This window comes from Ruegeria sp. R8_1 (assembly GCF_017743815.1).
GTDB lineage: Bacteria > Pseudomonadota > Alphaproteobacteria > Rhodobacterales > Rhodobacteraceae > Ruegeria > Ruegeria lacuscaerulensis_A.
The window spans coordinates 360,576-377,938 of record NZ_JAGHRL010000005.1; the positions used below are offsets into that span (position 1 = coordinate 360,576).

At 58.7% G+C, this 17,363-nt stretch carries 16 protein-coding genes; all 16 read right to left on the reverse strand.

From position 1 onward, the window contains the following. Window positions 1-3: 3 nt before the first annotated feature. Window positions 4-714 carry a glutathione S-transferase C-terminal domain-containing protein gene (locus J7380_RS13825; protein ID WP_209196352.1) on the reverse strand — a complete coding sequence of 237 codons (711 nt, stop codon included), beginning with the start codon at window positions 712-714 and terminating at the stop codon, window positions 4-6. Next, a complete protein-coding gene (locus tag J7380_RS13830) occupies window positions 711-1,892 on the reverse strand; it encodes a CoA transferase (RefSeq protein WP_209196353.1) in 1,182 nt (393 codons plus the stop codon). Before J7380_RS13830 ends, J7380_RS13825 begins: the two co-directional genes overlap by 4 nt. An 88-nt stretch (window positions 1,893-1,980) precedes the next feature. Then, window positions 1,981-2,886, reverse strand: a complete 906-nt coding sequence (locus J7380_RS13835) for a LysR substrate-binding domain-containing protein (RefSeq protein ID WP_209196354.1) — start codon at window positions 2,884-2,886, stop codon at window positions 1,981-1,983. Window positions 2,887-3,289: 403 nt separating this feature from the next. Beyond that, window positions 3,290-4,795, reverse strand: coding sequence for an enoyl-CoA hydratase-related protein (locus J7380_RS13840; RefSeq protein WP_209196355.1), 1,506 nt, complete (start codon window positions 4,793-4,795; stop codon window positions 3,290-3,292). A gap of 51 nt (window positions 4,796-4,846) precedes the next feature. Next, window positions 4,847-5,767 carry a helix-turn-helix transcriptional regulator gene (locus J7380_RS13845; protein WP_209196356.1) on the reverse strand — a complete coding sequence of 307 codons (921 nt, stop codon included), beginning with the start codon at window positions 5,765-5,767 and terminating at the stop codon, window positions 4,847-4,849. 64 nt (window positions 5,768-5,831) lie between these two features. Next, the gene (locus J7380_RS13850) at window positions 5,832-6,278 is read right to left on the reverse strand and encodes an acyl-CoA thioesterase (protein ID WP_209196357.1); all 447 of its coding nucleotides are present in this window, start codon (window positions 6,276-6,278) and stop codon (window positions 5,832-5,834) included. Continuing rightward, a complete protein-coding gene (gene boxA, locus J7380_RS13855) occupies window positions 6,278-7,468 on the reverse strand; it encodes a benzoyl-CoA 2,3-epoxidase subunit BoxA (RefSeq protein WP_209196358.1) in 1,191 nt (396 codons plus the stop codon). The genes J7380_RS13850 and boxA overlap by 1 nt, the downstream gene beginning before the upstream one ends. Continuing rightward, window positions 7,465-7,632, reverse strand: coding sequence for a hypothetical protein (locus J7380_RS13860; RefSeq protein ID WP_209196411.1), 168 nt, complete (start codon window positions 7,630-7,632; stop codon window positions 7,465-7,467). The genes boxA and J7380_RS13860 overlap by 4 nt, the downstream gene beginning before the upstream one ends. Before the next feature lie 79 nt (window positions 7,633-7,711). Next, the gene (gene boxB, locus J7380_RS13865) at window positions 7,712-9,163 is read right to left on the reverse strand and encodes a benzoyl-CoA 2,3-epoxidase subunit BoxB (protein WP_209196359.1); all 1,452 of its coding nucleotides are present in this window, start codon (window positions 9,161-9,163) and stop codon (window positions 7,712-7,714) included. Window positions 9,164-9,196: 33 nt separating this feature from the next. Beyond that, a complete protein-coding gene (boxC, locus tag J7380_RS13870) occupies window positions 9,197-10,855 on the reverse strand; it encodes a 2,3-epoxybenzoyl-CoA dihydrolase (RefSeq protein WP_209196360.1) in 1,659 nt (552 codons plus the stop codon). Between the two features lie 80 nt (window positions 10,856-10,935). Next, complete coding sequence (locus tag J7380_RS13875) at window positions 10,936-11,388, reverse strand: DUF309 domain-containing protein (protein ID WP_209196361.1); 453 nt, start codon at window positions 11,386-11,388, stop codon at window positions 10,936-10,938. Continuing rightward, window positions 11,385-12,203 (reverse strand): alpha/beta hydrolase, encoded by an 819-nt coding sequence (locus J7380_RS13880; protein ID WP_209196362.1) that lies wholly within the window; start codon window positions 12,201-12,203, stop codon window positions 11,385-11,387. Before J7380_RS13880 ends, J7380_RS13875 begins: the two co-directional genes overlap by 4 nt. Next, entirely contained in the window at window positions 12,200-13,738 is a 1,539-nt protein-coding gene (locus tag J7380_RS13885; RefSeq protein ID WP_209196363.1) for a benzoate-CoA ligase family protein, read from the reverse strand. Before J7380_RS13885 ends, J7380_RS13880 begins: the two co-directional genes overlap by 4 nt. 227 nt (window positions 13,739-13,965) lie before the next feature. Then, entirely contained in the window at window positions 13,966-15,462 is a 1,497-nt protein-coding gene (locus tag J7380_RS13890; protein WP_209196364.1) for a TRAP transporter large permease, read from the reverse strand. Further along, on the reverse strand, window positions 15,459-16,019 hold the full coding sequence (locus J7380_RS13895) for a TRAP transporter small permease (RefSeq protein ID WP_209196365.1): 561 nt from the start codon (window positions 16,017-16,019) through the stop codon (window positions 15,459-15,461). The genes J7380_RS13890 and J7380_RS13895 overlap by 4 nt, the downstream gene beginning before the upstream one ends. Window positions 16,020-16,101: 82 nt before the next feature. Continuing rightward, complete coding sequence (locus J7380_RS13900; RefSeq protein ID WP_209196366.1) at window positions 16,102-17,130, reverse strand: TRAP transporter substrate-binding protein; 1,029 nt, start codon at window positions 17,128-17,130, stop codon at window positions 16,102-16,104. Between the last annotated feature and the right edge of the window lie 233 nt (window positions 17,131-17,363).

A 17,363-nucleotide genomic window follows, 5' to 3' on the forward strand; every position in this document is an offset into this window, starting at 1 on the left:
ATTTTATTGGGATTTCTCTTTTGTTGGCATCAGGTGGGCGGCCGATTGGTTGAACAGGGTTTCGTTCTGCTGTGCCGTGGCTTTGCCCGTGAACTGAGCGTTTTTGTGCAGGTTGATCGCATCACGAACGGCAGGGCGTGCCTTGATCCGTTGACGCCAGGCGGCAACGTTTGGAAAAGCATCCAGTGAAACGCCCAAAGGTTTCGCGATGAAGGCCCACGGAAAACACATCATATCTACGATCGTATAGCGGTCGAACATATACTCGCGCCCCTCAAGCCGGTTCTCTAGGACCGCCAGAGACCGTTCGAACTCGCCCTTGTATCGCTTGTGGGAATAGGGCTGATCTTTCGGCGCATAGTTCACAAAGTGGCTCAGTTGACCGCCCATCGGACCCTGATTGGCTGCCTGCCAGAACAGCCATTCGGTAAAGGCGATCCGCTCGCGTGGGGTTTCGGGGCCGAATTGGCCGCTGCGATCTGCCAGGTACAACATGATGGCGCCGCTTTCGAAAACACTCAGCGGGCCACCGTCTGCGTCATGGTCCAGAATGGCCGGCATCCTGGCGTTTGGGCTGATCGCCAGAAAGTCGGGTTGGAACTGGTCGCCACTGCGCAGGTTCATAAGAATGGTGCGATGATCCAAACCAGTTTCGGCCAGCATGATCGCAACTTTCCAACCGTTCGGTGTGGGGGAGTAATAGAAGTCAATCATGATGCATCCGCCAGAGGGTCTGGGGTCAGGCTCGCGCGAACCTCGGCAGTGTGTTCGCCCAGTTCCGGCGCGGGGCGCAAGTCGGTCGCCGGAGTACCGTGAAACACCGCCGCCGGCCGGGTCTGCCGCAGGCGACCTGCGGTCGGGTGGTCATATTCGACGAACATACCATTGGCCTCGAGCTGCGGATGTTGGCGCATCTCGCGTCGTGTCAGGACAGGGGCACAGGGGACACCCGCCTCTTCCAGTGCAGCCAACAACGTGTCACGGTCAAGGTCACGCACGATCTCTTGCGTCAAGTCCAGCCGCGCGTCCCGGTTGATGTCGCGTAGCTCGGTCGTTTTAAAGCGTTCGTCGTCGATGATATCAGGGCGACCTGTGGCATGGGCCAGAGCCTCCCAATGCTTGTTCTGCATGATCGAAATACTGAGGTATCCGCCTTTCACTTCGTAGATCAGATCATGGAAAGACTGGCTGACCTCAACCTCCATCTCATCGCCGACAAAGGTGTGGCCGTTCATGTCTGAGGCCCAGAGGAAAGCCGCCACCGTGTCCAGCATCGACAGCGTGACCTTCTGGCCCTTTCCTGTGCGTTCGCGCGCGAACAGCGCTGCGGTCACGGCTTGGCTGGCCTGAACGGCAGTCAGCTTGTCGGGCAGGATCGTGCGGACCAGACGCGGACGCTCCTCGTCCGATCCGGCCTGAACCGTGGTCAGCGCCGATAACGCCTGTATCAGCGGGTCATAGACCGGCTTATTGGCCAAAGGTCCTTCGAATCCGAACCCGGAAATGGACATATAGACCAGCCGGGGGTTCAGCGCGCTCAGTACTTCATAGCTAAGCCCAAGACGATCCACGACACCGGGGCGGAAATTCTGGATAAACACGTCGGCGTCCTGCACCAGCGTCTTGATCATGGCGATATCATCGGGATTTTTCAGATCGGCCACCACCGAGCGTTTGTTGCGGTTATTGTTCAGGTAAGAGGCCGAATGTCCCCCCCGGCGCGTCGCCACGTGACGGGTAAAGTCGCCGTCGGCGCGTTCGATCTTGATTACATCGGCTCCCTGATCGGCAAGGATCATCGTGCTCATGGGGCCGGACACAACGGCGGTCAGATCAATGACCCTAATGCCCGACAGGGGGCCGTTGCGCTGAATGTCACTGTGCTGGGCCATCGCCAAACTCCTGCAAACCTTAGTTTGAAGCTAGGTTGCGAAGGAACAGGTTTGTACTGCAAAAACCTCAGCAAGAGTTGAAAAAAATTCAATTCCTTTGCGTCAGCAACCAGTCATGGAACCGCTTGACATCGGACCGCATGGCACCATCGGGCCGCGCGACATAATAGCCGATATTATCGGCGTCGGGCAGATCAAAAGGCGCGCACAGAACGCCAGCCGAAAGCAAAGAATCCACCAGCGGTCTGCGGCCCAACGCAATACCCAAACCGTCCTGTGCCGCCTGAATCGTCAATTCATAGGTTTCAAGACTGTACCGCTGATTGGCCGCCGGAGGTTGAAACCCCCGCGCCTGGCACCAGTAATCCCATTCTGCATCCACGGTCGTATTTGCCAAAACCCGCTGGGTTTTCAAAACTTCTTCCATGGCCATACCCCTAATCGTCTGAACAAACGCAGGCGACATCACGGGCACGATGACTTCACGCATAAGCGGAGTCACAACCGTTTGAGGCCACTCGCCCATTCCCCGCCGGATTGCCAGATCAACATTTTCCCGCTCTAGATCAACCACACGTGTTGTGGTGACCAAATTGACCTCAAGATCGGGGTGGCTACGTTCAAGATCGGAAAGCCTCGGCAACAGCCAGCCGGCTGCAAAAGACGGCGTCAGAGTCAAAGATATCCGCTTGCGTCCCGGCATCGAACGGATGGCCTCGGTCGCGCGCAGTATCTCGGACATCGGCCCTTTGATCTGATCAAAAAACTGTGCGCCATCCGCGGTCAGAAACAGACGTCCCTTGCGGTTTTCGACCAACCGGACCCCCAGTTCGGATTCAAGCGACTTGACTTGGTGGCTGATAGACGACGCCGAAACTTGCAAGCGTTCCGCTGCCTTGACGGCGCTGCCGGTCAAAGCAACCTCGTAGAAGGACTTCAACCCACCAAAAGGCGGAAAATAATCATGTGGAATGCGCGGTCTGACTTTGGTCATGGCGCCATCTTAGTCCTCGTTCGGGAGATGAACAGCCAGAACAGTTCAAATCCCTTTCGCACAGTATATGACTATCTCATACAGTGTTTAGCAAACCAGAAAACGCTGTTTGGTTGATGACCTCGTAACGCCTATTCGCTCGCGTCGTATTACCTTTCCGGGCGTATCACCATGTTCCTATGCGAATGCACAGAACATCGGCACAAGTGGTGAATTCCGGCGTCTGGGGATCGACCTGAAAGACGGGCCTATTTCTCTCAGAACTGGCGAATTCAGAAAGCCCACTCCGTGCTCAAGCCGCTGTTTTGACATCTCTTCCTCAGTTCATGAGAACTCTTCTTCCAGCAATCCCGAACGTCTGATCTTTTCTAAACAGATAAGTTTAACTGTGGGTCTCTAAGTGTCACTTGGTCGGAAACAGGTCAGCCAGGCGGGCGTTGTTTTTTACGCAATATCGCAGGGAAGGGCTGGGTGCCCAAACCAAACTGTCTTCGTTCGCATAGGTATCCAGACGCGCCAAGATAGTTTCAGCCCCGATCGTATCTGCATAGAACATCAACCCACCACGCCACCGTGGGAAGCCACAGCTTCTTACGGTAACAAGATCAATACTTCGAGCCGATAAGGCAATTCCTTCGTCAAGCAGACCAACCGCTTCGTTGATCATCGCACATAGCAGCCTGTCCCTGATCTCCTCCTCAGAATAGTCACAGCGGGTGATCCCTGCGAAATGTGCCTCCTCCAATGCCAGGTCGGCCACGATCGGGTCGTCAACCTTCCCACCCCCGCCGGGATATCGATACCAGCCTGCGCCGACCTTTTTGCCCAGCTTGCCCAGCTCGAGCATCCGGTCCGCGATGGGAATATATCGGCGGTGCGGTTCGCGCGGAGCGTTTTCGCGGCGATTAGCAAGAGCGATGTCCACACCGGTCAGGTCCTGCGCTTCGTAAGGACCCATGTTAAAGCCGAATTCGACCATGGCCTCGTCCACCTCCCACGGGGTCGAGCCATCCATCAGCACCGTATCCGCCGCTTCGTGGTACCGCGCGAGAATACGATTTGCGATGTGGCTAGTGCTGGGGGCGTCCTGCCCTCGCACAGCGCGTTCGGTAAGGAAGATATGGTGCAGGGCGCGGGCTTGTGCGCCTTGCCGCAGGTCCAGAAACGCCGCGCGTTCTTGGGTCATTGCGTCCGACAAAGTGGTTGTGGCGGACAGGGCCACCAGATCAATCGCCCGTGGCGGCGCGATCTGGTGGGGCATCCGCTGCGCGACATCGGCGCGCGCGGCCGCAATCGCCGTATCATCTGCGGCGGGCCGGTCCTGCAATCCGGGCGACACAGACAGTTCCAGCGTGCCAACATCCAGATGCTGCGCAACATCCACCGGGTCCTCTGCGATACCGTCCACCAGCCCCAAGGCTTCGGCCTGTTCAGCCGGAACGGGTTTGCCGGTTGCAATCAAGTCAACCGACGCCGCAATCCCGATCAGGCGCGGCAAGCGTTGCGTGCCGCCCGCGCCGGGCACCACGCCCAGCGTTACCTCGGGCAGGCCAACCCGGACACCCGGCGCCGCGATCCGATAGCGGCAGGCCAGCGCCAGTTCACACCCACCGCCCAACGCAACCCCCGTGATCGCCGCAACCCACGGCACGTCCGAGGCCTCGATCCCATTCAAAATCTCCGGCAAATGCGGCGCAACCGGCGGCGCGTCAAACTCTCGTGCATCCGCGCCCGCAGCAAATGCGCGCTGCGATCCATGCAGCACCACCCGCGACAGACCTTTCTGTGCCTGAACCCAAGCCAACGCATCCCACAGGCCCTGCCGAACGCTGAGACCGATGGCATTCACAGGCGGGTTGTTCAGCCTGACAAAACCGACGGCCCCCTGACGCCAGACATCCACGGCCATCATCGGCTCCTTCTGCGTTATAGTTCACTTATGTGCGGATATAGGCCCGGCTCACGCATCCAACAGCTTTTGCGTCCGGATCATCGTCACCAATTCATCCAGCGACTGGTCCAACGCCCTACCCGACGTGTCCAGCATGAACCGCGCACGTGCATATAGGACTTCGCGGCTGGCCAGGATCGAGGTCAGCTGCTCCATCGCGTCGGAATTGCCCGCCATGGGCCGCTCATCACCCTGCGCGCGCACCCGGTCCATATGCTCCTGCGGCGAGGCCTTCAGCCAGATCGTATGGAAACTGGACAGCAACTTGTTAAGAGTTTCAGGCTCGGACACGATGCCACCGGCCACGGCCAGGATCACGCGGTCATAGTTTTCGATCACGCGGTCCAGCGATCCGGCCTCAAGCTTGCGATAGCCTTCCTGCCCGTAAAGGGCGAGGATCTCGTCAATCGGCATTCCGCCATGCAGGGCGATATCTTTGTTCAGCTCCAAAAACGGCGCATCCAGTTGTTCAGCCGCAAGTTTACCAAGCGTCGATTTCCCCGCACCGCGCAAGCCAATCAGACAGACGCGCTGTGCCCGTCCACCCTGATCGCTGCCCGGCGAGAGTGCCTGCAACACCTGATCACGTGTTTCGCTATCAGCTGCGGAAAATAGCTCGGCCACGCGTAGGCTTGTGGAATTCCACGGATCTTCTGCGCCAACAAACCACTCGATCCGGTGATCCAACGAATGCGCCACACGTTGCAGCAACCCGATCGAGATATTCCCCGTCCCGGATTCAAGCTGCGCCAGATAGCGCTGTGACACGCCCGAGCTTTCGGACAGAACCCGACGAGAAATGCCCTTGCGTTCACGCGCGCTGCGGACCCGTTCGCCCACCTGCACCATCAGCGCCGAGATGCTGCGTTCGATCTCGGATTCCGTGTCGATCTGGGTCGACACCCCGCTGAAGGTTGTAATTTCCGCCATGTTCCGCATTTCCAAATGTGTATAATAATGCACAATACGTTCGCCGGACCAAAAAGGAAAACGGTTATGTCCCGGTCTGCTCCGCGTCATGCAAAAACGGAGCCAATAGGTCTTGGATATCCTGCGGCGGTTGGCGTTTTTCAAACGCGTCCGCCACGATGAAGACACTGACCGTTTGGGCCGAAAAACACAGTTGGCCATCCTGCTCGCCATCGACGCGAAACGTGATGGAGGATGTGCCCAACCGGCTGGGCCACACGTGACAGGCCAGCGTGTGCCGGGGCGTGACCGGGGCTTTGAAATCCATTTCAAGCCGGACGAAGGGCGTGCCCACATTGCGGTCCAGTTCCAGCTGATACCAGCCCTGACCCAGATGCTCTTCCCACCAGGCGTTGATCGCATCCAGCGTGAACCACGGCAGGCGTCCGGTATAGGCGATGCGGGCCGGGTCGCAATCACCCCATGTCACCCGGATATCATGTCGATAGGCCGAGGCTGGCCGGGCCGACATCAATAGGTCTCCACGTGGTATCGACCCGCATCACGCATCTGATCCCGCAGCGCGGTCCAGTCCTGCCCAACACCCGAGGCGATTTCGGTCAGGGCTTGCTCAACCCCGTCCTCCATATCCCGCAGGCCGCAGATATAAACATAGCTGTTGGGGTCTTGCAGCAGATCGGCGACGATGTCCCGTTTGGCCAGCATCCGATGCTGAACATATTCCTTGTCCTGGCCCTCTTGCCGGCTGAACACCAGATGCTGATCCAGCAGCGTCTTGGGTACTTTCTGCAACGGCCCAAAATAGGGCAAACTGTCGGGCGCTCTCGCCCCGAAGAACATCGTCATGCCACCGTGAATGGTGCCCACCTTGCGCTGACGGCGCATCGTAAAGGCGCGCATCGGGGCCGAGCCGGTGCCGGTACAGATCATCAGGATACGTGCGTCGGGATCATCGGGCAGCAGGAAAGTCGACCCGAACGGGCCGGTGACATTGACCGTATCGCCCTTTTTCAGATCACAGACATAGTTCGAGCAAACGCCGCCCTCTTCGCGTTTGACGGTCAGTGAGACATTGTTGAAACCGGGCCGTTCGCCATCGCGCGGGCTGGACACGGAGTAAAGCCGTGGCAGATGCGGCTGCCCTTCGCCGGTGGTGCCGGGCGGGATGATCCCGATCGACTGACCTTCCAGAACCGGCATCGGGTGGCCCTGAAAATCCAGAATGATATGGCGCACGTCACTGTCCGAGGACGCCTCGGTCAGGCGGTAATTGCCCTGCACAATGGCTTGAACAGGTTTGCCCAAATTGTACAGGTTGATCGTGGGTTTCGAGGCCGTGGCCGGGGCTTTAGACTTGCCCCCCGCACCCTTATGGGCATCGGCCAGCAACGCGGCCATCGCATCATCCAGCGCCTCAATCCCGGTGTCGGCGTCGTCCGAGCCCAGATCCTCCTGTTCCGGCAACTCCTCCCACTCATATTGCTGCTCAAGGCTGTAAGGCTCGGTCACGACGCGCCATTCGTCGATCGAACCGGTCGGGCAGACCGGGATGCAATCCATGCAGAAGTTGCACAGATCCGCATTCACAACCACGTTGTTGTCGTCATGTTCGATGGCCTGTTCGGGGCAAGTCATCTCGCACGTGTAACAACGGATACAGATTTCCGGGTCGATCAGGTGCTGTTTGATGGGTTTATTCATGATTTATGCCGTCGCTGGATAAGGGCGGGAAGGGTCATGGCGTCGACAAGTGCCGCGCAGATGCCGGTGCAGGTGTCACAGCCAAGACAACGCCCCCGGATCACCGCGTGATTGGGCTGTATCTCGGCCTTGTCTGCGCTAAGTGCGGAGCGTTCCGCTGGCATCATCCATATCCTTCCCGCGTTGGCAGGCAAAAGTGGTGGGCAGAGAGGATTCCCGCTGCCCTTCCGATCAGGTCCAAGATCAGGCCATGTGCAGTTTCACATATTCGAAATCGCCGGGCTTGTTGTCGATCCCGACCTTCGGGGCCGAAATCCAGCCCGCATATTTGCCGGGCTCATAGCACGGTACCATCAGCGACTGGATATAGGCCCCGTCTTCCTTGGACGGCAGCCATTTGTCGACATTCGCAGCCCATTCCGCTTCCGAGATGATATCGCCTTCGGGATTGGCCTTGATCGCAGCAAAGACGCCAATCTGGCGGTGGAATGCCTCATCCGGCAAGGCCAGATTGAACTCGATCCCGGCTTTCTGAATGATCTTGTTCCAGCGACCGACGCCGCCCGAGGCGTCGCGGACATAGTCGTCGCGCAACCGCATGTTGATCGCGGTCAGCGCGGGCACATCTTGCGTCACAATTGCACCGTCGACGATGGATTTCACCGCATACGTGTCGCTTTGCAGCATGTGGTCATCGTCAATGCGGTTCTCCATATACCGGCCCTTGATACCCGCGTTGAAGGCATTGGCGGCATTGGTCGAAACCTCCTGTCCGAACAGGTCCAGCGACAGCGAATAGTGCAGGTTCAGCTTTTTCTGGATCGTCGGCAGGTCGATCACGCCCAGATCGCGGACTTTGCCGATATCGTAGGGGTCGGTCAAACCGGCCTCGTTCATCGCCTCGCAGGTGCGTTGCACGATACGGCTGACACCGGTTTCGCCCACGAACATATGGTGGGCCTCTTCGGTCAGCATGAAGCGGCATGTCCGGCTGAGCGGGTCAAACCCAGATTGCGCCAGGCTTTCCAGCTGCATCTTGCCGTCGCGGTCGGTGAAATAAGTGAACATGAAGAAGGACAGCCAATCGGGTGTTTCTTCGTTGAAGGCGCCCAACATACGGGGGGCTTCTTCGGAGCCCGAGGACCGGATCAGCAGATCATCCGCCTCTTCCCGGCCATCCTTGCCAAAGTATTTCTGCAGCAGATAAACCATCGCCCACAGGTGGCGGCCTTCTTCCACGTTGACCTGAAACAGGTTCCGCATGTCATAAAGCGATGGCGCGGTCAGACCCAAGAACCGCTGCTGTTCGACCGAGCCCGGCTCGGTATCGCCCTGAATGACAATCAAACGTTTGAGCATGTTGCGGTATTCGCCCGGCACCTCTTGCCACGCTTTTTCGCCCTTATGCTCACCCATTGGAATGATGCGCTCTTCAACCTGCGGAGCCAGCAGAACGCCCCAGCGGTATTCCGGCATTTTCACATAGTCGAACTTTGCCCAGCCTTTGGGGTCAACACTGACGGCGGTCCGCAGGTAAACCATCGAGTCCTGAAAATTCTGCGGGATCAGCTTGTTCCACCAGTCGATATAGCCGGGATGCCATTTCTCAAGCGCTTTCAGAACCTTGCGATCCTGACTCAGGCCGACATTGTTGGGGATCTGAGTGTCGTAACTTACGTTGATGACGTCTAGCATGTCTTTCTCCTGATGAAGCTCGGGGGGAACCTGTCACACACGTTCCATGTCGTATTCGCCGCGCAGCCCGGTGCCGTACCGTTGCAACGCGCCATCGGGACCCACCGCATTGGGACGGTTGAAAATCCAGTTCTGCCATGCGGTCAGGCGACCAAAGATGCGGGTTTCCATGGTTTCGGGACCGGCGAAACGCAGGTTCGCCTCCATCCCGGTCATCGCATCAGGGCTGAACGAGGCGCGCTCTTCCTCGAAGATGCGGATCTCGTCTTCCCAGTCGATGTCATCCAGGATCATCGTCACAAGACCCAGCTCGTCGGCTGCTTCGGCATCCAGCGCGGTGTTCTTATGGTCTTCCATCTGAGATGCCGCATCGGGCGTGCCGTAGAACCGGGTTTCAAGCCGGGTCAGGTCATTGCCCATAGGCAAAGGTCCGAAATTGGCATCGGTCAGAGTGACCGTCGCCAAGGGACGATTGTCGCCTTCGAACTCGTCTTCCATCATGTAGGTCCGGTCCACCGCCCACAGGATTTCGGCCAGAATACCTGTAAAGCACGAGCCATGTTCGACCAGCGCTGACATCGACCGTGATGTGACGTCGATCCGTTTCAGCAGGCGCTTCCAATATTGCAGCACCTCGTTGGCCAGCCAGTGGTCACGATTGGCCAGCAACAGCGCCTCATGCGCTTGGAACAGTTCGGGGTCGCCTTGGGTGCGGAAGACCAGCAGGCCCAGCTCCATTTCGTTCAGGCGCAGATGCAGGATGGCGTCGTCCAGTTCGCGCGCCAGCCGCAACAGATAGGCCTGATCCCCTTGCGCGGTGAACGCGGCCATGTCCTGCGGCGCGTCGGCATCCGGGCCACTGATCGTCACGGTCGCCTTGCGGGCACCCCGATCAACAGCCACCTCAATCATGCTATACGTGACCGAGCCATCCTCACCCACCGTCTTATCCAACGGGCCCAAGGCAACCCCAGTGGCATCCGGCTTGGGCATCGCGGCGGCGAATTCGAGGGCGCGCTCTTGCACGGTGGCATCGAACTTGGAGTTCGGCACGACTTCATCCACCAAACGCCAATCCAGTGCCCGCTTGCCCTTGACCCCTTCTTCGGTCGAGCAGAACACATCGGCCAGATCGCGCCGCACCTTGCGTTTATCGGTCACCCGCGTCAGCCCACCGGTGCCGGGCAGAACCGCCAGCAGAGGCACCTCGGGCAGCGCGACCGAGGAGGTGCTGTCATCGGTCAGCATGATGTGGTTGCAGGCCAGCGCCAGCTCATAGCCGCCCCCGGCGCAGGCGCCTTTGACGGCGGCAATATATTTCTGACCACTATCCTTTTCAGCAGCCTCGTATGTGTTGCGCGTCTCGTTGGTGAATTTGCAGAAATTCACCTTGTGGCTGTGCGCCGCGCCCCCGAGCATGCGGATATTTGCGCCCGCACAGAACACACGGTCTTTGCCGGATTGCATGACGACCACTTTCACCTCGGGGTGCTCAAAGCGCATCCGTTGCACGATATCGGCCAGTTCGATATCGACGCCCAGATCGTAAGAGTTCAGCTTGAGTTGATACCCCTCGAACAATCCCTGATCTTCGTCGACATCCATAAACAGGTTCGCAACCGGCCCATCATATTCCACCCGCCAATGGCGATACTGCGATGGATCAGTCTGAAAATTGATGACCTTGGTCATGTGCAACTCCTACGTTCAGTCATGCAGAATAGTGCGCTGCATGTATCGAGTAAAGGAATGAGTGCAAAATAACGCATCTTTTAGATGCAATTTTTGCTAGCTTCATCCCCTATTTCTATTTTGTTGTGCACTATGTTGCACATCTCGCCATTCAAACCCAGAACGGTCCCTCCTGCCCGGTCCACCGCCTCACGGGCCAGATCGTCGGACAAGGTCATTAGCCGCGCCATCGCGCGAGGCTGCCCCATCCGGCCTTTCAGACAGGCGTTTGCATATTGGATAACCGCCTGCACCATCAGACGTTCTGGCGAATTTGGTGGGCAGGCCAGCCAGACGGCCTCGAGCACCTCATGCGCCTCCCAAAAATACCCTTCGTTCAGAAAGGCCAAACCGCTGGTCCAAGCCGGTGTATCCTCCAAATCAGACGGCGCGACACCGGACAGGCCGGTTTTCAGCGGGTCAAACAGACCTTCGGGGTGACGCGCTGTCTGACCCGGTACATAAGCGTGCGGAGGCCAACAGTCGCCGGTCATGCCATTTCAGGCATTGCATGTTCCAACCGCTCAAGCCGGGCGGTGAACTCCGCGATGGCCGTCAGGGTTGCAGTGGGTTGGTCGAACTGCGGCGCGTGCCGGCAGTCGTCCAGTATGGCCGTTTCAACCGGCGCATAGCTGCGGGTTTCGACCTCGGTGATCTGCGCGATTGTACCGTACTGATCCTCGCGCCCCTGAATCGCAAGGGTCGGAATGCGCAGATAGTCGATGGCATCCGCCACGTTCCAGTCCTTGAAACCGGGGTCCAGCCACGCATCACACCAGCCACTGAAGGTCGCGGCGGGGTCACGGTGATACGCAGCCAACCGCCCTGCCAGATCGCCGGTATCGAACGCCTCCCGCGCGGCGGCAATCGAGGCCAGCCCCATCTCTTCGGTAAAGAAATGCGGCGCTATCAGGATCAGCCCTCGCACCCGCTGGTCCGAGACCGAACCCGCATAGATCGCTGCTATCGTCGCACCGTCAGAATGGCCCAGCAGAACCGCCCGCTGAATGCCAGCCTGATCCAGAACGGGACCCAGAACCTGCTGCGCTTCGACACTCATGTAGTCCAGCGGGCGCGGCAATTCTGCTGGATCGGATTGGCCATAGCCAGCACGGGAATAGGCCAGAACACCGAAACCGGTTGCCGCCGAAATCTCAGCCGGGAAATCCCGCCACATCGCGACGCAACCCAACCCTTCGTGCAGCATCACGATGGTCGGCGCATCCTGTGGCGCAGGGCCCCAGGTGCCGTATTCCAGTTCCGTGCCGTTCACATTCATGCGGCCCGTGCCGCCATCTTGCCAGATCATGCGGTTTCCCTCAGCTTAAAACGTTGGATTTTGCCGGTCGCAGTCTTCGGCAGATCGTCCACCACCTCGACCCAGCGCGGATATTTCCACTTGCCAATCCGGTCTTGAACAAAGTCCTTCAGATCCCCGATCGCATCCTCACTCTGCCCATCTTTCAGAACGACAAAGGCGCGGGGCTTGTCCAAGCCTTGCTCGTCGGCATGGGCCACAATCGCAGCCTCAAGGATGGCGGGGTGTTCGATCAGCGTCTGTTCAATTTCGAACGGGCTGACCCAGATGCCGGACACCTTGAACATGTCATCCGTGCGCCCGCAATAGATATAGCGACCCTCGGCTGTACGCTCATATTTGTCGCCGGTCCGGGTCCAATGCCCCTCGAAAGTCGCGCGCGACTTCTCGCGCCGGTTCCAATAGCTTTCGGCCGCGGAAGGACCACGAACCAGCAGCTCGCCCACCTCGCCGTCGCCAACCTCGTGATCAGCTTCGTCGACCAGACGCACGTCATAGCCGGGAACCGCCGTGCCCGAGGTTCCATAGACAATGTCTCCGGGCCGGTTTGAGAGGAAAATGTGCAGCATCTCGGTCGAGCCGACCCCATCCACGATCTGCGCACCCATATTTTTTTCCCACGCCTCACCGACTTCGCGGGGCAGCGCCTCACCTGCCGATGTACACAGGCGCAGATTGGGCTCACTTTGCAGATCGCCCGCTTCGAACCGCGCATTCATCGCGGCAAAGAAGGTGGGCACGCCGCAAAATAGCGTCGGCTTGTGCGCGGCGATGATCTGAAACGCCACATCCGGCGTTGGGCGGCCACCCAACAGGATTGTCGTCGCCCCTACCGACAGCGGAAAGGTCAGCCCATTGCCCAACCCATAGGCAAAGAACAGCTTGGCGACGGAAAACACCACGTCCTCTTCGTGGATACCCAGCACCTGCGCCCCGAATGTATCGGCGGTGGCCCGAAGGCTGGACTGCACATGGCGCACACCTTTCGGCAGACCCGTCGAGCCCGAGGAATAGAGCCAGAACGCGGCCTCATCACTGTCCGAGGTGACGGTTTCCACTGGCGTGGCCCCATCCATGAACGCCTCAAGGCTGGTGGTGCCATCGGGCGCGTCGCCTATGACGATCACCTGCCGCAGATTTGTATTGCCTTGGATCGCAGGTGCGACCGTATCCCACATCTCGGCCGAAACGATCAGGACCGTCGCGCGGCTATCGTTCAGGGTCGCGCCATAAACCGGTGCAGACAGCAATGTATTGATCGGAACAGGAATGGCCCCGGCCTTGATCGCACCCCAGAACAGGATAGGGAATTCGATCTGGTCCAGCACGACCATCGCCACACGTTCTTCGCGGCGCACGTCATGGCGCGCCAGCGCGCCCGCAAACCGTGCGCTTTCCTCGGCCAGGGCGCGATAGGTCAGGGTGCGTTGCTGTCCGTCGGCCTCGTGAAAGGCCACTTTGTCACCGCGCCCTTCGCGAAGGTGACGATCCACAAACCAAAGGGCTGCATTCTGGTTTTCTGACACGGGTTCCTCCTCCCCTCGACAGGCCAGCGGCTGCTTGCCGGAAAAACAATCACCCTGATGTGCCGCCCATTTCCCCTATGGGTCGCCACGTTGGGGGATCATTCGAACCGGGGTTTTAGAAAATTTCGCCCCGGCGCCTGAAATATGCGTTATAATGCACATCTCGCAGGTATGTTTGCAACAGTGTTTTTTGCGTTTGTGCATTTTCTTGCACAAATGGGCGTAGCTCAGCCAAATGGGATCAGGAACAGGGTGATCGCCGGGAACAGCACCAAAAGGACAACACGCAGGATGTCAGATCCGACAAAGAACAGCACGGCCTTGTAGGTTTCGGTCATGCGGGTTTCACGGTCCATCGTGTTGATCACAAACAGATTCATACCGACCGGAGGCGTGATCAGCCCGACCTCAACCACGATCAACACGAGGATACCGAACCAGATGGCGGTGCGCTCTTCGGCGATGCGGTCGGCCATGCCTTGGGTGACGCGGATATCGATCTCTTTCTGCAAATCGCGACTGATCTCGGCCCCCGAGGCAATCAGAGATTCGATCTCGGCGCGGATGTCTGGGGCGATGTCGGCAGTTCCGGCCAGCGCAGCGCGGGCTGCATCATGTTGCATCGCGATCAGGTCAACCAAGCCGAAATCCAGCACCGAGACGACCGGGTAGAAGATGGGAATCGTCAACAGGATCATGCTGAGGCTGTCCATCACACAACCAAGAACCAGATAAAACACAAGGATCAGAGCCAGAATTGCCCAGGGGCTAAAGCCCTGACTCAGAACGAAATTCGCCAGTTCCTGCGGCACATTCGTCAGCGCCAGAAACCCGTTGTAGAACCCCGCGCCCAGAATGATGAAAAAGATCATCGCCGTGGATTTGGCCGTGGTGGTAAAGCTGTCTTTCAGCGTCGACCAAGTCAGCCCCCCATTTGCAAGCGCGATCAGACCGGTTCCGGCAGCACCCACAGCCGCGCCTTCTGTCGGCGTGAACCACCCCGCATAAATGCCGCCGACAACGCCGCCAAAGACAACCAGCACGGGCCAGACGTCCAGCAACAACCGAAACCGTTCACGGTAGGGCACGGCGGGGCGCGTTCCGGCGCTGTCTGGGTACAGACGCACATAGACCGAGACGGCCACGACATAACCCAATGCCGCCAGAATGCCGGGAATGAATGCAGCCAGAAACAGCTTGGCGATATTCTGTTCGGTCAGGATCGCGTAGATCACCAACACGACCGATGGCGGGATCAGAATGCCCAGTGTCCCCCCTGCGGCCAGCGTGGCGGTTGAGAACCCGCCCGCATAGCCATACCGGCGCAACTCGGGCAGGGCCACGCGGCCCATCGTGGCCGCCGTTGCCAGCGACGACCCGCAGATCGCCCCGAACCCAGCGCAAGCTCCGATCGCGGCCATCGCCACACCGCCTCTGCGATGGCCCAAAAAGCCCTCGGCAGCCTTAAACAAGGCCGTCGACATCCCGCCCAGTGTGGCAAAATACCCCATCAGCAGGAACATCGGCACAATCGACAGCGAGTAGCTGGAAAAGGTCGTGTAGGTCTCGGATTTCAGGCGGCCCAGCGGAATGTTAAGATTTCCGGTGACGGTCACGATGCCGACCAGACCGGTGACGAACATGGCCAACCCGATCGGCACGCGGGCAAAAATCAACAAAAGCAGAGCGGGAAAGGACAGCAACCCGATGGCGAGATCGCTCACGGCAGGATTTCCTTTCCTGTCGCACATTCGCGGATGCGGATTCCCGCCATATAAAGACCGACGACTGCCGCCACTACGGCTGCGCACAAGCTGGCGGCATAACCCCACCAGACGGGGAATTGCAGGATAAACGTATTCTCGCCAAACCGTAGCTTCGCCATCATGCCCCCAAACAACTGCACTGCGATCAGGACCAGAACGGCAGCAAAGACCACCTCGGCCAACATGCGCAGGACACGGTCAACCCGGGGCGATAGTTTCGAGGTGAAAATATCCACGACCGCATGACCCGAATTCAACTGGCAGAGCGGCAGGAAGGCAAAGATGGCAAAGGCCACCCCGGCCTCGACGATCTCGAAATCGCCGTTGATAGGCCCGACACCCAGCCCCAGCGCCCATTCGGAAAAGCCCGGCGCAACCTGCCCGATCCACCCATGCAGCAATGTATTGAGGGACCGGCCCAGTACCGAGATACAGATCAACAAGATCAAAGCCGTCAGAACAGCGCCGCCCAGCAATGCCATGCCGCGCGCCAGCTTTTCTACCATTTGGTGCATGTCCCCTCCACCAACAGTGCCGATGCAGATTTTGGTTTCAATTCCGCGCGGCGTTCGGATTTCGCCGCGCGGAAAGTCCGGCCTAGCTGCCGTACTCGTTCATCAGCGCTTTGGCTCGATCGATCAGGGCCTGACCGTCAATGCCCTTTTCGTTCATCTCGGACAGCCAGGTGTCGTAGACAGGCTGTGCGGCCTCGGCCCAGGCGGCGGATTGTTCGGCGTCCAGAGTCACCACGTTATTGCCGCGATCCAGCGCGATTTCACGTGCGGGCTCGTCATAGGCCTGCTGGACTTCGCCTGCAAACATGGAGAACTCCAGACCCGAATTGTCGTCGATGACAGCTTTCAGATCATCTGGCAGTGCGGCGAATTTTTCCTTGTTCATGGCCAGAACGAAGGTCACGGTATACATCATCGGCCCGGTGAATTCGGTATGGTTTTCTACCAGTTCCGGCACTTTCAGCGCCTTGGTCACTTCCCACGGAATGGTCGTGCCGTCGATCACACCCTTGGAAAGCGCCTCGGGCACCGCAGGCACAGGCATACCCACCGGGGTCGCGCCCAACGTGCTGAGCAGGGCGTTTACCTGACGCGAGGCGCCACGGATTTTCATGCCGTTGAAATCATCTGGCGTCAGAACTTCTTTATTGGCGTGGATCATGCCGGGGCCGTGGACCCAGCCACCCAGAACCTTCACGTCCGAGAATTCACGCGCGGCGATGTCTTCTTCCAGCAAGGTCCAGAACGCGGCCGAAGCGGGCTTGGCGTCATTCACCAGGAAGGGCAGTTCGAACACTTCGGTGGACGGGAAGCGGCCCGGCGTATAGCCGATGACGTTCCAGGTCATGTCGATCACGCCGTCGATCACCTGATCCAGCAATTCCGGCGGCTTGCCGCCCAGTTGCATCGAAGGATAGCGGGTGATTTCGATACGTCCGCCCGAATCCTCTTCGATCTTGTCGGCCCAGACGTCGATGATTTTCGATGGAATCGTCGCCTGCGCAGGTAAGAAGCTTTGCAGGTTGAATTCATATTCGGCAGCGTTCGCCACCGTTCCCATGCCAAGGGCCAAAGCCCCCAACGCCCCGATGAGCGTGCGTTTGATCTTCATTGGTTCCTCCTCCTCTGCGCGATGCGTCGCGATGCAATTTAATGCATAACATGCATAATATCGCAACTTTTTTTGCAAACCCGCGTATCGTCAGTCCAGCGTCCCAGGTCCGATACGGGCCAGTAGCCAGTCATCGCATGGGATCATGTATGGCCCCCTTATGCTTTTATCGCAACGGTATGGCCGCATCCGTGCGTTGCGAAACCTCTTGCACAATGCAATCCTGCACAGCG

Coding starts and splice junctions, on each gene's coding strand:
- boxA (WP_209196358.1), bottom strand. CDS start 7,468: ATGAATAAACCCATCAAACAGCACCTGATCGACCCGGAAATCTGTATC.
- boxC (WP_209196360.1), bottom strand. CDS start 10,855: ATGACCAAGGTCATCAATTTTCAGACTGATCCATCGCAGTATCGCCAT.
- J7380_RS13895 (WP_209196365.1), bottom strand. CDS start 16,019: ATGCACCAAATGGTAGAAAAGCTGGCGCGCGGCATGGCATTGCTGGGC.
- boxB (WP_209196359.1), bottom strand. CDS start 9,163: ATGCTAGACGTCATCAACGTAAGTTACGACACTCAGATCCCCAACAAT.
- J7380_RS13835 (WP_209196354.1), bottom strand. CDS start 2,886: ATGACCAAAGTCAGACCGCGCATTCCACATGATTATTTTCCGCCTTTT.
- J7380_RS13860 (WP_209196411.1), bottom strand. CDS start 7,632: ATGCCAGCGGAACGCTCCGCACTTAGCGCAGACAAGGCCGAGATACAG.
- J7380_RS13880 (WP_209196362.1), bottom strand. CDS start 12,203: ATGATCTGGCAAGATGGCGGCACGGGCCGCATGAATGTGAACGGCACG.
- J7380_RS13845 (WP_209196356.1), bottom strand. CDS start 5,767: ATGGCGGAAATTACAACCTTCAGCGGGGTGTCGACCCAGATCGACACG.
- J7380_RS13825 (WP_209196352.1), bottom strand. CDS start 714: ATGATTGACTTCTATTACTCCCCCACACCGAACGGTTGGAAAGTTGCG.
- J7380_RS13840 (WP_209196355.1), bottom strand. CDS start 4,795: ATGGCCGTGGATGTCTGGCGTCAGGGGGCCGTCGGTTTTGTCAGGCTG.
- J7380_RS13850 (WP_209196357.1), bottom strand. CDS start 6,278: ATGTCGGCCCGGCCAGCCTCGGCCTATCGACATGATATCCGGGTGACA.
- J7380_RS13900 (WP_209196366.1), bottom strand. CDS start 17,130: ATGAAGATCAAACGCACGCTCATCGGGGCGTTGGGGGCTTTGGCCCTT.
- J7380_RS13830 (WP_209196353.1), bottom strand. CDS start 1,892: ATGGCCCAGCACAGTGACATTCAGCGCAACGGCCCCCTGTCGGGCATT.
- J7380_RS13875 (WP_209196361.1), bottom strand. CDS start 11,388: ATGACCGGCGACTGTTGGCCTCCGCACGCTTATGTACCGGGTCAGACA.